At 31.1% G+C, this 18337-nt stretch carries 19 protein-coding genes; 11 read left to right on the forward strand and 8 right to left on the reverse strand.

Annotation, left to right across the window (positions count from 1 at the left end; genetic code table 11):
* Positions 1–2 precede the first annotated feature (2 nt).
* The gene (locus EG240_RS00715) at positions 3–1232 is read left to right on the forward strand and encodes a sulfite exporter TauE/SafE family protein (RefSeq protein WP_235830310.1); all 1230 of its coding nucleotides are present in this window, start codon (positions 3–5) and stop codon (positions 1230–1232) included.
* A gap of 26 nt (positions 1233–1258) precedes the next feature.
* On the opposite strand, the gene EG240_RS00720 is transcribed toward EG240_RS00715, so the two are convergent.
* Positions 1259–1858, reverse strand: coding sequence for a thioredoxin family protein (locus EG240_RS00720; protein ID WP_125016388.1), 600 nt, complete (start codon positions 1856–1858; stop codon positions 1259–1261).
* Positions 1859–1909: 51 nt separating this feature from the next.
* Here EG240_RS00720 and EG240_RS00725 point away from each other — a divergent pair, with 51 nt between their 5' ends.
* Genes EG240_RS00725 through frr form a run of 3 tightly spaced genes read left to right on the forward strand, consistent with a single transcriptional unit; the run spans position 1910 to position 4047 of the window.
* Positions 1910–2695 (forward strand): patatin-like phospholipase family protein, encoded by a 786-nt coding sequence (locus tag EG240_RS00725; RefSeq protein WP_125016390.1) that lies wholly within the window; start codon positions 1910–1912, stop codon positions 2693–2695.
* A gap of 59 nt (positions 2696–2754) precedes the next feature.
* Positions 2755–3459, forward strand: a complete 705-nt coding sequence (gene pyrH / locus EG240_RS00730; protein ID WP_125016392.1) for a UMP kinase — start codon at positions 2755–2757, stop codon at positions 3457–3459.
* A 24-nt stretch (positions 3460–3483) separates the two neighbouring features.
* Entirely contained in the window at positions 3484–4047 is a 564-nt protein-coding gene (gene frr / locus EG240_RS00735; RefSeq protein ID WP_125016394.1) for a ribosome recycling factor, read from the forward strand.
* 64 nt (positions 4048–4111) lie between these two features.
* Here frr and EG240_RS00740 read toward each other — a convergent pair whose 3' ends face one another.
* Positions 4112–4441, reverse strand: coding sequence for a DMT family transporter (locus tag EG240_RS00740; protein WP_125016396.1), 330 nt, complete (start codon positions 4439–4441; stop codon positions 4112–4114).
* A 161-nt stretch (positions 4442–4602) separates the two neighbouring features.
* Here EG240_RS00740 and asnS point away from each other — a divergent pair, with 161 nt between their 5' ends.
* Positions 4603–6039: an asparagine--tRNA ligase gene (gene asnS, locus EG240_RS00745; RefSeq protein ID WP_125016398.1), complete on the forward strand. Its 1437-nt coding sequence runs from the start codon at positions 4603–4605 to the stop codon at positions 6037–6039.
* A 124-nt stretch (positions 6040–6163) separates the two neighbouring features.
* Positions 6164–7630: an RNA polymerase factor sigma-54 gene (rpoN, locus tag EG240_RS00750; RefSeq protein WP_125016400.1), complete on the forward strand. Its 1467-nt coding sequence runs from the start codon at positions 6164–6166 to the stop codon at positions 7628–7630.
* Positions 7631–7664: 34 nt separating this feature from the next.
* On the opposite strand, the gene EG240_RS00755 is transcribed toward rpoN, so the two are convergent.
* The 3 genes from EG240_RS00755 to EG240_RS00765 are packed head-to-tail and all read right to left on the reverse strand — an operon-like array spanning position 7665 to position 11379.
* The gene (locus EG240_RS00755) at positions 7665–8354 is read right to left on the reverse strand and encodes a porin family protein (RefSeq protein ID WP_125016402.1); all 690 of its coding nucleotides are present in this window, start codon (positions 8352–8354) and stop codon (positions 7665–7667) included.
* Complete coding sequence (locus EG240_RS00760; RefSeq protein WP_125016404.1) at positions 8354–9610, reverse strand: DUF3078 domain-containing protein; 1257 nt, start codon at positions 9608–9610, stop codon at positions 8354–8356. Before EG240_RS00760 ends, EG240_RS00755 begins: the two co-directional genes overlap by 1 nt.
* 2 nt (positions 9611–9612) lie before the next feature.
* Positions 9613–11379, reverse strand: coding sequence for a 1-deoxy-D-xylulose-5-phosphate synthase (locus EG240_RS00765; RefSeq protein ID WP_125016406.1), 1767 nt, complete (start codon positions 11377–11379; stop codon positions 9613–9615).
* A gap of 62 nt (positions 11380–11441) precedes the next feature.
* On the opposite strand from EG240_RS00765, the gene EG240_RS00770 reads away from it, so the two are divergent.
* Positions 11442–11882: a nucleoside deaminase gene (locus EG240_RS00770; RefSeq protein ID WP_125016408.1), complete on the forward strand. Its 441-nt coding sequence runs from the start codon at positions 11442–11444 to the stop codon at positions 11880–11882.
* 40 nt (positions 11883–11922) lie between these two features.
* Here the strand turns inward: EG240_RS00770 and EG240_RS00775 are convergent, their stop codons facing one another.
* The 3 genes from EG240_RS00775 to EG240_RS00785 form a co-directional block, all read right to left on the reverse strand.
* A complete protein-coding gene (locus EG240_RS00775; RefSeq protein WP_125016410.1) occupies positions 11923–12498 on the reverse strand; it encodes a porin family protein in 576 nt (191 codons plus the stop codon).
* A gap of 93 nt (positions 12499–12591) precedes the next feature.
* The gene (locus tag EG240_RS00780; protein ID WP_125016449.1) at positions 12592–14136 is read right to left on the reverse strand and encodes an Rne/Rng family ribonuclease; all 1545 of its coding nucleotides are present in this window, start codon (positions 14134–14136) and stop codon (positions 12592–12594) included.
* Positions 14137–14482: 346 nt separating this feature from the next.
* Positions 14483–14776 (reverse strand): HU family DNA-binding protein, encoded by a 294-nt coding sequence (locus tag EG240_RS00785; RefSeq protein WP_125016412.1) that lies wholly within the window; start codon positions 14774–14776, stop codon positions 14483–14485.
* A gap of 133 nt (positions 14777–14909) precedes the next feature.
* On the opposite strand from EG240_RS00785, the gene mutY reads away from it, so the two are divergent.
* From mutY to gldD, 4 genes are read left to right on the forward strand one after another with little or no spacing between them, the layout of a single operon-like run.
* Positions 14910–15938, forward strand: a complete 1029-nt coding sequence (mutY, locus tag EG240_RS00790) for an A/G-specific adenine glycosylase (protein WP_125016414.1) — start codon at positions 14910–14912, stop codon at positions 15936–15938.
* A gap of 36 nt (positions 15939–15974) precedes the next feature.
* Positions 15975–16424, forward strand: coding sequence for a single-stranded DNA-binding protein (locus tag EG240_RS00795; RefSeq protein ID WP_125016416.1), 450 nt, complete (start codon positions 15975–15977; stop codon positions 16422–16424).
* A gap of 22 nt (positions 16425–16446) precedes the next feature.
* Entirely contained in the window at positions 16447–17757 is a 1311-nt protein-coding gene (gldE, locus tag EG240_RS00800) for a gliding motility-associated protein GldE (RefSeq protein WP_125016418.1), read from the forward strand.
* The gene (gene gldD / locus EG240_RS00805; RefSeq protein ID WP_125016420.1) at positions 17741–18304 is read left to right on the forward strand and encodes a gliding motility lipoprotein GldD; all 564 of its coding nucleotides are present in this window, start codon (positions 17741–17743) and stop codon (positions 18302–18304) included. Before gldE ends, gldD begins: the two co-directional genes overlap by 17 nt.
* The last annotated feature ends 33 nt before the right edge of the window (positions 18305–18337 follow it).

Genomic DNA, 18337 nt, shown 5'->3' on the forward strand with positions numbered 1-18337 from the left:
ATATGGGAAACATAGTAAAACCGCAAAAAATTGAAGTTCTACTGATTGGTCATTCTACACTTGCTGCTGAAGAATTAAACAAATTAATACACAGTGAAATTGTAGGTAAAATTTATATTTATGCATCGATAATTAGTGACGACATTCGCTGCTTAATGGATGCAAATAAGACCATTGAAATTATAGAAAATATTACTGAAGATTTTCTTGACAAAATAAGTTTAATCATAGTTGCTGATAAATATAATAATCAAGAAAATTGGTTTGAGATTGCACAAGAAAAAAATATTCTGATAGAGCAATCGTTTCAAATCAAAGCTAGAGAAAGTAATCAAAAATTCTCGGATGAAAAAAAATGGAAATTCATAGCTTATACAGGTTTTGTTCTATTTTTAGGTTTATTGATAATAAATATTTCATCATTTTATTTCACTTGGCAAGATGTAAATCACGTTTTTGAATTTTTAAACGAAAATACAGACGACCGTTTTGTTGCTCTAATAATCGTAGGATTCGTTGCCCAAATGATTGATGGCGCATTAGGTATGGGCTATGGTGTAACAAGTACAGCAGCATTGTTGTATTTTGGAGTTCCACTACCATCAATTAGTAGTAGTATTCATACAGCTGAAATGTTTTCAAGTGGTGCGTCTGGATTCAGTCATTATAAATTTGGAAACATCAATAAAAAATTATTCAAAAACATTGTACTTCCTGGTATTGCCGGAGCTGTTTTAGGAGCTGTTCTGTTATCAACTTTTGGAGAAGAATATTCAGGAATTATAAAACCTATTTTAGCAATTTATACACTTTTATTAGGTGTTAAGATTTTTTCGAATGCCTTTAAAAAACGTACCGAGCGTAAAAAAATCAAACGTGTAGGTTGGTTAGCTGGAATTGGCGGTTTCTTAGATTCGTTTGGCGGTGGTGGATGGGGACCTGTCGTGACAAGTACATTAATCTCAAAAGGAAAAACACCAAAATATGTAATCGGAACTGTTAGTTTAACCGAATTTTTTGTAACTCTTTCAAGTGCATTTACCTTTTTTACTTTAATCGGAATTGGGCATTGGCAACTCATTTTAGGATTGGTAATTGGAGGAATGCTAGCTGCTCCTTTAGCTGCTAAACTTGCAGGTAAATTACCTGTAAAAAAAATGTTCTTAGCTGTCGGATTATTAATAATCGTTTGGAGTTTAAACATCTTTTTGAAAACTTTAGGTATTTATTAAAACTTCAAAATATTAAAAAACTCGGTTTATTTAACCGAGTTTTTTAATATATGAACAATTTCATTTTGAGTAGAAATACCTTTATCTGTGTTGTACCATTTCTGTAATTCTTCTTTAACTTCATCCGTAATCGAACCAAATTTAGCTTTCAAATCAATCATTAATTGAACTGCTTCTTTAGGTCTTGGTCCCCAATCTGCCAAAACATCAAACGTTTCAGGATTTACAAATAACAACTTCGGAATAGCTTTTCCACCATTGGTCAAAAATTGATTCATCAAAGCTTCATTTTCATCACGAAGAACAATTTTAAGTTCAATCGCATCAGACAATTCTGCCATTTTATTAATAACCGGTAAAGCCTGAGCTGCATCACCACACCAACCTTCAGATATAACAATCCACAAAATAGGTTGTTTCAATTCTTTTAAAAAAGTTTCAATTTCTTCTGGAACGATTAATGTTTTATCCAAACGTTTCATACGTTGGTCGTTCATCTTTATATAAGGCAACGCATCAATCCCTTCAACAATAAATGTATCTTGATTTAAAGATTGCGTAACCAGTTCACGATATTCTGTGTAAGTAAAAAATTTCTTTAAGCTTTCTGTGATAATAGTTTTCATTGTGATATATTTATAGCTCTCAAAGATAAATTTAAAACTATTCAAACTAAAATGAAACTAAAAAATTTAGAAATCGGGTTGGTACTTTCGGGTGGCGGTCATAAAGGAATTGCACACGCAGGAGCTCTAAAATTTTTAGAAGAGCAAGAAATAAAACCAAAAATTATTGCTGGAACAAGCGCCGGTTCGATTGTTGGCAGTCTATATTCAGTTGGAATGAAACCCGATGCTATTTTGACTTTCTTTAAATCGGTTGATTTTTTTAGTTGGAATCATTTTACTTTCAGAAAAGCTGGCGTTTTAGATTCAAGTTCATTCAGAACCTATTTAGAAGCCATTTTTAAAGAACGTAAAATTGGAGATTTAAAAAATGAATTATACATAACAGGAACCGATTTAGAACGCGGAAGATTAAAAATTTTTGATTCACAAACGCGTTTATTAGATGCCGTTTTAGCTTCAAGTGCTTTTCCTGGAATCATTTCACCAGTTTCTGTAAACGGAAAACTTTATAGCGATGGCGGAATCTTAAATAATTTTCCTGTAACAACAGTTCAAGGTCGATGTGACTTCATTATCGGAATTAATTTATGTCCGGTTGTAGAAGTTGAAACTGAAAAATTAACTTCAATAAAATCGGTAACATTAAGAGCATATGAAATTATGTTAATGCAATCTTCTGGAGCCTTTAGAGAACTTTGCGATTGGTATATGGAACCCAAAAAACTTGCTGATTATAGTACATTTGAAACAAAAAAATCGAGAATGGAAGAGATTTTTGAAATCGGATATTACGAAGCAAAAAGAACTTTTGAGAACGTTAGAGATAAAATTTAGAAAGCTATTTTAAAAAAAGTTTATAATGTTTATATTTGCACAAAACAAAAAACCTTCTCATGAAATATAAAAGAATACTTCTAAAATTAAGCGGTGAAGCTTTAATGGGTGAAAATCAATATGGTATTGACCCACAACGTTTGTCTGAATACGCTCAAGAAATTAAAAAAATTCACGCTTTAGGGGTTGAAATCGCTATCGTAATTGGCGGTGGAAATATTTTTAGAGGTGTTGCTGGAGCAAGTAAAGGAATGGATCGCGTTCAAGGTGATTACATGGGAATGCTTGCAACTGTAATCAACGGAATGGCTTTACAAGGTGCTTTAGAAGATGCTGGAATGTTAACTCGTTTACAAACTGCTTTAAAAATTGAAGAAATTGCTGAGCCTTATATCAAAAGAAGAGCCGTTCGTCATTTAGAAAAAAACAGAATTGTAATTTTTGGTGCTGGAACTGGAAATCCGTATTTCACAACAGATACAGCAGCTGTTTTAAGAGGTGTTGAAATCAATGCTGATGTTATTTTAAAAGGAACTCGTGTTGATGGTGTTTACACTGCAGATCCAGAAAAAGATCCAAATGCAGTAAAATACGAATCGATTACTTTTACTGATGTTTTAGCAAAAGGATTGAATGTTATGGACACAACAGCATTTACTTTAAGTCAAGAAAATCAATTACCAATTGTTGTTTTTGACATGAACAAAGAAAATAATTTATTAAAAGTATGCCAAGGTGAAAACATTGGAACTACAGTATATTAATTAAGAAATAAACAATCACAAGTCATGACAGAAGAAATTAATTTTATCATAGACGAAGCAAAAGAATCAATGCAAGGTTCGGTAGCTCACTTAGAGAAATCGTTCTTAAATATTCGTGCTGGTAAAGCATCTCCTCAAATGTTAGGAAGTGTTTTTGTTGATTACTACGGTTCTCAAACAGCACTTTCTCAAGTAGCTAATATTAATGTTCCTGATGCAAGAACATTAACTGTTACACCTTGGGAAAAAAATATGCTTCATCCAATTGAAAAAGCAATTATGATTGCTAATTTAGGATTAAACCCAATGAATAATGGAGATAATATCATCATTAACATTCCAGCATTAACAGAAGAACGTCGTCGTGATTTAGTAAAACAAGCTAAAGCTGAAGCTGAAGACGCAAAAATTTCAATTCGTAATGCACGTAAAGATGCAAATACAGAAATCAAGAAAGAAGAAAAAAACGGAACAGCTGAAGATATTTGTAAAGTAGCTGAAGATAGTATTCAGAAACTTACTGATAGCTACATCAAAAAAATTGATGAAGTTTTTGTAGTTAAGGAAGCTGAAATAATGAAGGTATAATTTCATTTACATAAAAAAAATCGTTCTGTTGAACGATTTTTTTTATATTTATTTCTTAAAATATTTAATGACTTGAAACAAATTTTAATCCAACAATAGATCCGATTAAAGTAAAAATAAAAAACACTCTCCAAAAAGTAACTGGCTCTTTAAAAACAAAAATACCGATTAAAACAGTTCCTACCGCGCCTATTCCAGTCCAAACGGCATAAGCTGTTCCTAACGGTAAAGTTTGAGTTGCTTTCATTAATAATAACATTGAAGCTACCAAGCAAACTAAGAAACCTCCATACCAACCATACATTTCGTTCCCCGAAGATTGTTGTGCTTTTCCAAGGCAAGAAGTGAATCCAACTTCACATAATCCTGCAATAATTAAAATAATCCAATTCATATTAATTGTTGTTTTTGAGCGCAAATATAATCACTTTAAAATTAGAAATTTCAAAGCATAGAATATCTTAAAAACTAAAACAAAAAATTAGTATCTTTGCAAGTCGTTAGAAAAACCGTTTTATTTCTAATGTAAATTATAAAAACAAGAAACAATTCACAATGAAACATATTAAAGTAAATGATCTTTTAAACGGATCTAATCTGCTTCAAGAAGTAACTGCGAAAGGTTGGGTACGATCTTTCAGAAACAATCAATTTATTGCTTTAAACGATGGATCTACCATTAATAATATTCAATGTGTGGTTGATTTAGATAAATTTCCTGCAGATTTATTAAAAAAAGTTACAACTGGATCTGCAATTGCAGTTAAAGGAACTTTAGTTGAAAGTCAAGGAGCTGGACAAAAATTCGAAATTCAAGTAAATAACTTAGAAGTTTTAGGAGAATCTGATCCAGAAAAATATCCAATTCAACCAAAAAAACACTCTTTAGAATTTTTAAGAGAAAATGCACATTTAAGAGTTCGTACAAATGCTTTCGGAGCAATTATGCGTGTTCGTAGCGTTTTATCTTTTGCTGTTCATAAATATTTCCAAGAAAACGGATTTTACTACGTAAACACACCAATAATCACAGGTTCTGATGCTGAAGGTGCTGGAGAAATGTTTCAAGTAACATCATTTCCTTTAGATGGTTCTGCTCCAAAAAATGAAGACGGAACAATCAATTACAAAGAAGATTTCTTCGGAAAACAAACAAACTTAACGGTTTCTGGACAATTAGAAGCTGAGACTTACGCAATGGCTTTAGGTCAAGTTTATACTTTTGGACCAACTTTCCGTGCAGAAAATTCAAATACTTCTCGTCACTTAGCTGAATTTTGGATGATTGAACCTGAAGTTGCGTTTAATGATTTAGATGCTAATATGGATTTAGCTGAGGATTTCATTAAATCGGTAATCAAATACACATTAGAAAAATGTGAAGACGATTTAAATTTCTTAGACCAACGTTTAAAAGACGAAGAGAAAAACAAACCACAAGCTGAAAGAAGCGAAATGAGCTTAATTGAAAAATTAAACTTCGTTTTAGAAAACAATTTCAAGCGCGTTTCATATACAGAAGCTATCGATATTTTAAAAGCTTCTAAACCTAACAAAAACAAAAAGTTCCAATATTTAATTGACGAATGGGGAGCTGATTTACAATCAGAACACGAACGTTTCTTGGTTGAAAAACACTTCAAATGTCCGGTAATTTTGTTTGATTATCCAGCTAAAATCAAAGCATTCTATATGCGTTTGAACGAAGATGGAAAAACGGTTCGTGCAATGGATATCTTATTCCCTGGAATTGGAGAAATTGTTGGGGGATCTCAAAGAGAAGAACGTTATGATGTATTAGTTGAAAAAATGAAAGCATTAGACATTTCTGAAGAAGAATTATGGTGGTACTTAGATACACGTAAATTCGGATCAGCAGTTCACTCTGGATTTGGCTTAGGATTTGAGCGTTTGGTTTTATTCGTAACCGGAATGACAAACATTCGTGATGTAATTCCTTTCCCTAGAACACCACAAAACGCGGAATTCTAAAATCAAGCGTTATTCCCATATTAAATAGTTTAACTTAACTACTTTTTTCTTATTTTTGAAGTAAAGAGTTTTTAAGTTAAACTTTTTTTATACCCAAAAATTAAATTTCTTTAGATCACCAAATATGTTAAAACAAAATTTACAATTTAAACTTTCGCAAAAGCTTTCTCCTCAGCAAATTCAGTTAATGAAACTGATTCAATTGCCTACGCTTGCATTTGAACAACGCTTAAAAGAAGAACTTGTTGAAAATCCGGCTTTAGAAGCAGGAAAGGAAGAAAGTGAAGAAATTGATGAATTCGGGGATCAAGATGATTACGACGATTATGATAACGATAGCGAAAGAATTGAGGCTGATGACATCAATATCGACGAATATTTAAGTGACGACGAAACTCCAGATTATAAATTACAAGCAAACAATTATAGCGATGATGACGATGATAAATTTTCGCCAATCGTTGCACAAGTTAGTTTTCACCAAGATTTATTAAATCAATTAAACACCTTTATTCTTAATGATGAAGACCGTGTAATTGCAGAATTTTTAGTAGGAAGCATTGACGATATGGGATATATCCGAAGAGATATTCAGGATATTGTTGATGATATGGCTTTTACTCAAGGTATTTATACCGATGAAGAAAAAGTACATCATATTTTAACTCATATCATTCACGAATTAGAACCTATTGGAGTTGGAGCAAGAGATTTACAAGAATGTTTATTACTTCAATTAAAACACAAACTTCCGTCTGAAACGAATGATTTAGCAACTGATATTATCGAGAATCAATTTGATGCATTTACTAAAAAACATTACGAAAAATTAATTCAGAAATACAACATTACCCAAGACCAATTACGCAAAGCAATTGATGTAATCGAAAAATTAAATCCAAAACCCGGTGGAGCTTTCGCTGGAAGTACAAAAGCAATTGAACACATTATTCCTGATTTTGCTATACGAATTGTTGATGGAGAACTAGAACTTTCATTAAACGGAAGAAATACACCAGAATTACACGTTTCTAAAGATTATCAGGAAATGCTGGAAACGTATAAATCTTCAAATGAAAAATCAACTTCTCAGAAAGAAGCTGTTCAGTTTATAAAACAAAAATTAGATGGAGCTAAATGGTTTATTGACGCAATAAAACAACGCCAAGAAACACTTTTTGTAACGATGAGTGCAATTATGCATTATCAAGAAGAATTTTTCTTAGATGGTGATGAAACCAAATTAAGACCAATGATTTTGAAAGACATTGCAGATATGGTTGGCTTAGATATTTCAACAATTTCTCGTGTTGCAAATAGTAAATATGTTGACACACCTTACGGAACAAAATTGATTAAAGAATTCTTTTCTGAAGCAATGATTAACGACCAAGGTGAAGAAGTTTCGACAATCGAAATCAAGAAAATTTTACAAAATATCATTGAAGATGAAGACAAGCAAAAACCACATCCAGATGATAAATTAGCCGAATTATTAAAAGAAAGAGGTTATCCAATCGCAAGAAGAACGGTTGCAAAATATAGAGAACAACTCGATATTCCGGTTGCAAGAATGCGTAAAAAAGTATAATAAAAAAACCTGTTTGAATTCAAACAGGTTTTTTTTATAAAATATAAAACATCAATCCAACGTTAAAGAAATTTAAGCTTTTCTTATCAACGAAAACATCCTTTTTGAAAATTGGATTAAAGCCGTAATAAGCATAAATATTCCAAGTATTAAAACCTGCAGAAATGTAAGCTCCTATAATATTTTTATTGTAATCTGGATTTGATTTTACATCATATTTTCCAAAAGGCCCATCGTATTTAGAAACATCTCTAAGCAAATAGCTATACTTTACTCCAGCATAAATTCTCCAAAATTTATGTGATTCCATTGTTGAAGTACGCCATCTAAACTCTATTGGAATTTCCAGATAAGTCAAATTTTGAACATTTTTATTGTAATTAGAATCTACATAATAAGACAATCCATCTTCTGAAACAGAAAGATTATTTCTTAAGTTATAAAAAGCAATTCCAACACCAGGAGCAATCGCTACATTTCTCCGCTTATTTACAGGAAAGTCACGAAGAAAACCAAAAGAAATCCCAGTTGAAAATGAATTGGGCTTGTATCCATCAGGTTTATTTGTCAAAATACTATGTGTAATTCCAAAATAAATTTGATCTTCACGATATTTTGGATCATCTACGTCAACGGTACGCTCAATTGCAGGAATTGAATCTTGAACTTGAGCAAATCCAATAGTAGAAAAAAATAATAATATAAATAAATAAAATTTCATCATCAAAAAGTATAAGTTAAACCCACACCGAGTAATTGTTTAAACTGCAAACGTGGACCAGTTATGACTTGAACACCATCAACTTCTTTTTTCGCTTTGATGTCATCATCATAAATCAAATGTGTTCCGATGGTTGCTTTAATAAAATTATTAACAGTCATTTCTAACTGCAATTGCCAATCGATATCGACATTTCCAAATCTATTTAAATAATCGGTATAAATCGAAATCTTGTGATCTAAGATAACGTTTTTTGCAATGGTTTTCTTATATTGATTGGTAATTAAAAAACCGAATTCACTACGAGATTTTTTTCCGGCACGAAGTAATGTTCCATTTTCATCAAATCTTCCTCCTGGCAACCCAAATGCACCAACATTTGCTAAACTATCATTCAATACAAAGGTAGATTTTAAAGTCGCTGGTGAAATATAAACGCTAAAGTCTTTATTTTGAGGTTTATATTCAGCTCCAATCCCGACAAATAAATAAGCTGGCGCAAAAATACTAGAAATTGGATTTTTTGTATTTGGATAAGAGTATCCATTCGCCATTTGTGTATTTAAAGTCAATTTTGCAGAATGATACCAACTCGATTTCACTGAAGTTCGATAACCAAAAGTAGAGTTTAACGCAAATACGTCATCTGTTTTTCTAACTTCTTGATTATCTTGTTTATTTAAACCATAACGAACTTTTAAATCGCTATTCCAAATAATTCTTCCTTTCTCATATTTTCTAAAAAAATCGCCTTTAACAATACCCGAAATTGAATTATAACCACCAGCATTCCAATTTGAAAAGGCACCTTGATTGAAATCTAATCCAACAATATTTTTTTTAGTCCAATACGATTGCGATGTTTTAACTTGAGACAATCCATCAAAAGGAATTACGTATTCTGATGTAGGTTTTCGATTGTATATCATTTCAAAATCATCAGGAATTAAGAAATAAGAAATCTCGGTTTTTCGCCTACGTTTTGCAACTTCAAAACTTGAAAGCACAACTTTCTTAACATCTGGATTTTTGGTTTTTACTTCGGAAGATTCCTGAACAATAATTTTTTCTTCAACAAAAACGGGTGCTAAATAAACAACATCACCTACTCGCTTAATCGAATCAAATGAACTAAAATTATAACGATAAAAATCTTGTATTGCTATTTCCGATATACTATCATTACTTACTTGAGCATTTAAAATACTTAGTTTAAATAATAATATAAACAGGAAAAATATTTTTTTTAATTGTTTCATAACTAATATTTCGAAAAAAAATCGATTAATTTATTTTCACTAAAACCACAAATTTCTTGTTGTTCTAAAACCGTTGCGTGTTCAATAAAAACATCAGGTACACCCAAACAAGTAACTTTTACATTCGGATGCAATTCTGTTACATATTGAGAAACAACACTTCCAAATCCACCAATAATCGAACCTTCTTCAACTACGATTATTTCTTTATGATTTTTTATAATATCTGAAATATAATCTTTGTTAAACGGTTTTATTTGAATAAAATGAAACACCGAAAATAATTCTTTATTTGGTAATTTTTCAATACAATTTAGAACTGTTTCATAAATAGTTCCAGTAGTAAAAACTGCAATCGTATTTCCTTTTCTAATATTTTCGACTTTATTAAAATCTAGGCTTTCAAAAGGTAATTGCCAATTTAGTTGATTACTTCTACCTTTTGGATAACGAACAACTGTCGGATTTTTATTATCAAGTTGCAAAGTGAATAAAGTATTTCTAAGTTCAATTGCATCTTTTGGAGATAAAATTTGAAGATTTGGAATCGCATTCAAAAAAGCAATATCAAAAACTCCTTGATGTGTTGCTCCATCTTCTCCAACCAAACCAGCACGGTCAACACAAAAAATTACAGGAATATTTTGCAAAGCAACATCGTGGATAATTTGGTCGTAAGCACGTTGCAAAAATGTTGAATAAATAGTACAAAAAACTGTCAAACCATCAAGAGCCATTCCTGCAGCCAAAGTAACTGCGTGCTGCTCAGCAATCCCAACATCTATAGCACGTTCGGGAAAAACTTCCATCATATATTTTAACGAACTTCCTGTTGGCATTGCTGGAGTAATTCCAACAATTTTATCATTCTTACGAGCCAATTCTAATAAAGTTAAACCGAAAACATCTTGATATTTAGGTGGTAAGTTATCTTCAATTTTCGGAAATAAATCTCCGGTTTCTTTATTAAATTTGCCAGGAGCGTGATATACAATCTGATTTTCTTCAGCTTGCTTCAGCCCTTTTCCTTTTGTTGTAACAATATGTAAAAATTGAGGTCCCGTTTTCTTTTTTAAACGTTTTAATTCTGCAATTACCAAAGGTAAATCGTGTCCGTCAATTGGTCCAGAATATTCAAAATTTAAAGCCTGAATCATATTATTTGCCTTCGGATTTCTTCCTTCTTTCACTTCGGTTAAATAACTTTTCAAAGCACCAACACTCGGATCAATTCCAATTGCATTGTCGTTCAAAATAATCAAAACGTTAGCATTTGTATCGCCAGCGTGATTTAAACCTTCAAATGCCATTCCTGCTGCAATAGAAGCATCACCGATTACAGCAATATGCTTTCTGTCTGAATCGCCTTTTAATTGAGCAGCCAAAGCCATTCCTAAAATTGCCGAAATCGAAGTTGAAGAATGTCCAACACCAAAAGCGTCATATTCGCTTTCATCGATTTTTGGAAAACCACTGATTCCGTTTAATTGTCGATTCGTATAAAAAACATCTTTTCTACCCGTTAAGATTTTATGTCCATAAGCCTGATGCCCAACGTCCCAAATCAATTTATCATTAGGCGTATTAAACACATAATGCAAAGCAATTGTAAGTTCAACAACTCCTAAACTTGCGCCTAAATGCCCTTCTTTTGTAGCAACTACATCAATAATAAACTTTCGCATTTCCGAAGCTAATTGAGGTAATTGATTCAAAGTAAGTTTCTTTAAATCTGCTGGATAATTAATTTGAGATAAAATGTTGTTCATTTTTATTTAAATAAAGAACAAATTTACGATAATGTTTTATTTTTGATGTGATAAAATCAATTATGGACGATATATTTACAGATGAATATTATATGCGAATAGCTTTAAGTGAAGCAAAATTTGCATTTGAAAATGGAGAAATACCAATTGGAGCAGTTGTTGTGGCGAATAATCGCATTATTGCAAAAACACATAACCTAACTGAAACATTAACTGATGTAACGGCGCACGCAGAAATACAAGCAATTTCATCTGCAGCAAATTCAATTGGTGGAAAATATTTAAAAAATTGTACAATTTACATCACAGTTGAACCTTGCCAAATGTGTGCAGGTGCATTATATTGGAGTCAGGTTTCGAAAATCGTTTATGGTGCAAGCGATAACAAACGTGGTTATACAGAAATGGGTGGGAAATTACATCCAAAAACAGAAATTATAACAGGTGTTTTAGAAGCCGAATGTTCAGCCATAATGAAAGAATTCTTTCAGAAAAAGAGATAAAAAAAGGAAATTTCGTGATTGAAATTTCCTTTTTGCATTTTTATAAAAATCTGTATCCAACTCCAATTTGGAAAACATCATTTTTAGAATTTGTCCCAGATGATGGAATTCCATCGATAGAAGTATTTTTACCCAATTTAGACAAACCAAAATTGTAACGTGCATCAACATTAATTCCTAAAGGTAATTTATAAGATAATCCGATACCTAAACCAAAATTAAACGATTGATATGAATCTTTGGTGTCAAATTTTGTGTTTAAAAATTTCGTATCTGATTTTGTAAGAAAATCAAATTTAGGACCTAATTCAGCAGAAAGACCAGCTATTAATTTATACTTAAACATAATTGGAACAGAAACATAACTGTTATTAATTTCTACTCCTTCAACTTTACCTCCTTGAGCCGTATATAAAACCTCTGGTTGAATAGATAATTTTCCGAATCCAACTTCTGCAAAAGCTCCAAAATAATAACCTGTTTTAGATTTTCCGTCTTTTACACCAGTTAAACTAGAAAAGTTAGCACCAACTTTTGGTCCTACACTAAAACTTTGAGCCTGAACAACACTTGTAAAAGCAAAAAGTATTAAAACACAAAATGTAATTTTTTTCATAAATTTTCGATATCGTTTGTTATTCAAATAAATATAATATTTTAATTAATATTAACAAAACAAAAAAACCACATATTTCTATGTGGTTTTTTGTTAGTCAATTTCATTTCCTTCTTTATCGAAGAAATGATATTCTAAATACGTGTAAGCGTCACGAGGTACAATTTTCACCCATTTTTTATGTTCAAAAAGCCATTTTGAACGTATTGATGGAAAACCTTTTGTAAGGTAGGCAGCCACGAATGGATGCGCATTCAAGACCAATTTTGATTGATCTTTGATAATTCTTTCTAGGTCAGCTGATATTTTGTCAATAACTAAGATTGGAGCTTCAATTTCACCGTTTTCATTATTCGGATCTTCTTCTCTTGTTTTGATAGAAACTTCAGGTCTAACTCTTTGTCTAGTAATTTGAATCAATCCAAATTTGCTAGGAGGCAAGATTTTATGCTTCGCTTTATCATCGCTCATTTCTTCTTTAAGGAAGTCGTAAAGTACTTTTCTATTTTCTGGATTACCCATATCAATAAAATCTACTACAATAATTCCTCCCATATCGCGTAATCTCAATTGTCTAGCAATTTCGGCAGCTGCGATTAAATTAACCTCAAGAGCTGTATCCTCTTGATTTTGAGCTTTGTTTGAACGATTTCCACTATTTACATCAATAACATGTAACGCCTCGGTATGTTCTATGATTAAGTAAGCTCCTTTGCTCATAGAAACCGTTTTCCCGAAAGAAGTTTTAATTTGACGTTCGATGTTATACTTTTCAAAAAGAGGAACCTCTTTTGATTGATAATGTTTAACAATAGAAATTTTAGAAGGAGCTATTTCTTGCAAATAGTCCTTAGTTTGATAATACAACTCTTCATCATCTATATGAATTCCGGTAAAAGTATCATTAAAGACATCTCTTAATATAGAAGATGCTCTATTTACTTCACCTAAAACTTTTGACGGATGCATTGCTGTAGTTAATCGAGTACACATATTAGACCATTTGTCTAATAATGATTGTAAGTCTTTTTCTAATTCGGCTACATTTTTGCCTTCGGCCACTGTTCTCACAATAACCCCAAATCCTTTTGGTTTAACAGCAAGAACTAATTTTTTTAGTCGATCTTTTTCTTCTTTTGAATCAATTTTTTGAGAAATTGAAACGCGATCAGAAAACGGAACTAAAACCAAATAACGTCCAGCGATAGAAAGTTCAGAACTTATTCGAGGACCTTTAGTTGAAATTGGCTCTTTAACTATTTGAACTAAAACTGATTGATTAGCACTTAACACATCGGTTATGGCACCATCTTTATCAATTTCTGGCTCAAAAGGAAAGTTTTTAAGAGTGAAATCTTTTAATTTACCTGCGCTTACAAGTTTTGTGAATTTTAAGAGAGTTGCTAAGTTTGGTCCCAAGTCATGATAATGCAAAAAAGCATCTTTATCAAATCCAACATTTACAAATGCTGCATTCAATCCTGGAACGGGTTTTCTAATTTTAGCGATAAAAATATCACCTACTTGAAAACCTTTTTCATCTTCCCTATCTCTATGTAATTCAATTAATTTTCCATCTTTTAACAAGGCAAAATCTACTGTATTTGAACCAGATCTAATAATCAATTCTTTGTTCACACGGTACATTTTTATCCATACATATTTGTCTTGATATGTTTTAAAATTCAAACTTTATTTGAACTAAAAATACACAGGAAGAACCTTTTGTACAGATGGATTAAACATTAATTACAGGTATTATTACCCATTAATTTCTCTAAACCCTTACAGAATAAGGCATTTTCTGTTTAAAGAAATTGTTTTCAAAGAACAATCTAAAAAAAAGAAAAAAGTAGTTTAAAACTACTTTTTCTTTTTGTGACGGTTAGCTCTCGCTCTCTTTTTACGTTTGTGAGTCGCTACCTTATGTCTTTTTCTTTTTTTACCACTTGGCATAATCGTGTAGTTTTGAGTTAATACTTATTTAATTTTTTACTTCTGTGTTTGATTTGACACCTTCAACAAACACTTTAGCTGGCTTAAACGCTGGTATATTGTGAGCTGGAATCTTGATTGTTGTATTTTTCGATATGTTTCTACCTGTTTTTTCAGCTCTAGTTTTGATAATAAAACTACCGAAACCTCTTAAATACACATTATCACCACTTTCAAGAGAAGTTTTCACTTCTTCCATAAAAGTTTCCACTGTTGCTTGCACATCACCTTTCTCAAGCCCTAATTTCTCTGAAATCTTAGCTACAATGTCTGCTTTAGTCATTTCCTTTATAAATTAATTTGTTGTCCGTTTTTTCGAGAGTGCAAATATATTAATTAAAATTCCATTTTTCAACCATAACGGATTAAAATTTAAATATATAATTCTTTTATTTTTGCAAACACATATAAATCTCATGAGCTTCTCTACAATTTTAATCGATTGGTACCTTAAAAACAAACGTGAATTACCTTGGCGAAACACCACAAATCCATACCATATTTGGTTGTCTGAAATCATATTACAACAAACTCGAGTAAACCAAGGACTTCCTTATTTTGAATCTTTTACTTCAAATTTCCCTTCGATTAACGATTTAGCTAATGCGACTGAAGATGAAGTTTTGAAACTTTGGCAAGGACTCGGCTACTATTCTAGAGCACGAAATTTACACGCAACAGCTAAATTTATAAGTGCAAATTTAAACGGAATTTTCCCAAAACAATACGATGAAATCATAAAATTAAAAGGAATTGGTCCTTACACAGCGGCTGCAATTGCGTCATTCGCTTATAAAGAACAAGTTGCAGTTGTGGACGGAAATGTTTTTCGTGTGATTTCTCGTTATTTTGGAATATTTGATGACATCTCAACATCCAAAACTCGCAATGTTTTTCAAGATTTAGCCAATGAATTAATTTGTAAAATCAATCCAGATTTGTTCAACCAGGCGATAATGGATTTCGGAGCAACTCAATGTACTCCAAAAAATCCAGATTGTTTGAATTGCGTTTTTCAAGAGAATTGTTTTGCTTTTCGAAATCAGAAAACAACAGAATTACCAGTTAAATTAGGAAAAACAAAAGTTAGTAATCGCTATTTTAATTTTATTATCTATAAAGATAAATCAGATTTCACGATAATTGAACAACGTGTAGAAAAAGGGATTTGGCAAAATTTATTTCAATTTCCACTGATCGAAACATCGGAAAGTGTCGATTTAAAAAACATCAAATCATTGATTAACGAATCATTTCAAAACATAATAAAACTGAATCAAACTGAAATTATTCATAAATTATCACATCAGAAATTACACATCAATTTTTGGGAATTGGAAGTTGATGAGATTTCAAACGAAAATAAAATTTCTATCGAAGATTTAAATACATTTGCATTTCCTATAGTGCTTTCGAATTTTATAAAATCGCACTATGAAATCTAAAAATCATTTTTTATATTTGAATCATAACATATAATTATGCACGGTACTTTAAACAAAGTTACATTAATTGGACATTTAGGCGACGAAGTTAAAATGCACTATTTTGAAGGCGGAAATTCTATTGCACGCTTTTCTATTGCAACAAACGAGGTTTATATTAATAAAACTACAAACGAAAAAATTACTTCAACCGAATGGCACAATTTAGTTGTACGAAATAAAGCTGCAGAATTATGTGAGAAATATCTTTCTAAAGGTGATAAAATCTACATTGAAGGAAAAATCAGAACGCGTCAATGGCAAACCGAAGAAGGAATTACTAAACATACAACTGAAATTCAAGTAACGGAATTCATCTTTTTGAATACAAAAAAAGATATAGATGGTAAAAACAAAAGTTTAAAACACACCGTTGAAGATAAATTAGCCGATTTTGAAATCCCTAAAATATCTGAAATGGAAAATTTAGATAATTTACCCTTTTAATGTTTAACTTAAATCAATAAAATTGGACCCAGAACCCGCCAGATTATTTTTAGAAAACTCCATTTACATTATTCCATTAGTAATTTTCGCTTTACTAATATTGGCTTTGATTGCCTTAATTTCAAGTACAGAAGTTGCTTATTTTTCAACTTCAAAACAAAAGTTTGAAAACTTAAATGAAAATTATCCGAAACAAGCTGACTTGTATCAAAAACTATTAGAACGTCCTGCAAAACTTCAAGCTACATTGAATTTAAGTTCGGTAATTTTTAAAATACTTTTCATTTTCAGTGTTATCGAAATCAAATTTCATTATTTTGATTTACACTTAACAACAACATTTTCTTATTTAATTACATTCATAATACTTTTCATTGGAATTGTATTTTTCGGAGAAATTTTTCCAAGAATGTATGCCTATAGAAATGTAAATCGTTTTATAAAATCAAGTGTAAAAACAATTTATACGTTAGATTTAATTTTATTTCCGATTGCATTTCCACTTCAAAAAATCAGTCAATACATAGCAAATAAATTTTCTAAAAACGATGATTCGTTTACTGTTGAACAACTTTCTCAGGCTTTAGAAATGACTGATTACAGCGAAACTTCAGAAGAAGAACAAAAAATATTAGAAGGAATCGCATCGTTTGGATTAACCGAAGTTTCTCAAGTTATGACACCAAGAATTGACATTTTTGCTTTAAGTACGAATGAAAGTTTAAGTGAAGTTCTTCCAAAAATTATTGAAAATGGTTATTCAAGAATTCCTGTTTACAATGATAATATTGACGAAATTGCAGGTGTTTTATTTATTAAAGATTTGATTCCGCATTTAAACAAGAAGTTTTTCAATTGGAAAACATTGCTTCGCGAAGCTTATTTTATTCCAGAAAACAAAAAACTTGATGATTTACTTAAAGATTTTCAAACACAGAAAAACCACTTAGCTGTTGTTGTGGATGAGTTTGGTGAAACCGCTGGAATCATAAGTTTAGAAGATATTCTTGAAGAAATTGTTGGTGAAATCACCGATGAATTCGATGAAGATGAAAAAATGTTCACCAAAATAGATTCTGAAAATTATTTATTTGATGGAAAAATTTCGATGAAAGATTTTTATAGAATTGTACCTGTGGATGAAGATGAATTCGAATCCGAAAGAAAAGAAGCCGAATCATTGGCTGGATTTATTTTAGAACAAACAGAAATTTTTCCGAAGGTAAATGATGTTATTTCATTTGCAAACTGTAATTTTACCATCATTCAAGTGAATAAACGTAGATTGCAACAAATTAAAGTTACAATACAAACCAATGAAACAAATAACTAAAATAGCTTTTTTACTTTTTACTTCGGCTTTATTTTTAACAAGCTGTACCAAAGAAGCAAAACCAAAACCTGATAGTTTATTACGATTAGAATATCCAAATCCGGTTTATAAAAACTTTGATGAAACTTGTGCTTTTTCTTTTCAAAAAAACGAATTGAGCATTGTTGAACAAGAGAAAAACTGTGCTTTTAAAATCAATTATCCTAAATTAAAAGCAACCATTTATATGAATTACAAACCTGTAAATGGCGATTTAAATAAGCTTTTAAAAGATGCACAAAAACTAACTTATGACCATACCATAAAAGCTGATGGAATCATTGAACAACCTTTTGTAAACCCCGACAATAAAGTTTATGGAATGTTCTATGAAGTTGAAGGAGATGCTGCAACAAACGTTCAATTTTATGCAACCGATAGCGTTAAAAACTTTGTAGTTGGTTCTTTATACTTTTATGCTAAACCAAATTACGATTCGATTTACCCAGCAGCAGCTTACATAAAAGATGATATTCGTCGAATTATGGAATCGATACAGTGGAAATAAAAAATGCTTTCAGTCTAATAAACTGAAAGCATT

The sequence above is a fragment of the Paenimyroides tangerinum genome (genome assembly GCF_003865405.1).
Taxonomy (GTDB): domain Bacteria; phylum Bacteroidota; class Bacteroidia; order Flavobacteriales; family Flavobacteriaceae; genus Flavobacterium; species Flavobacterium tangerinum.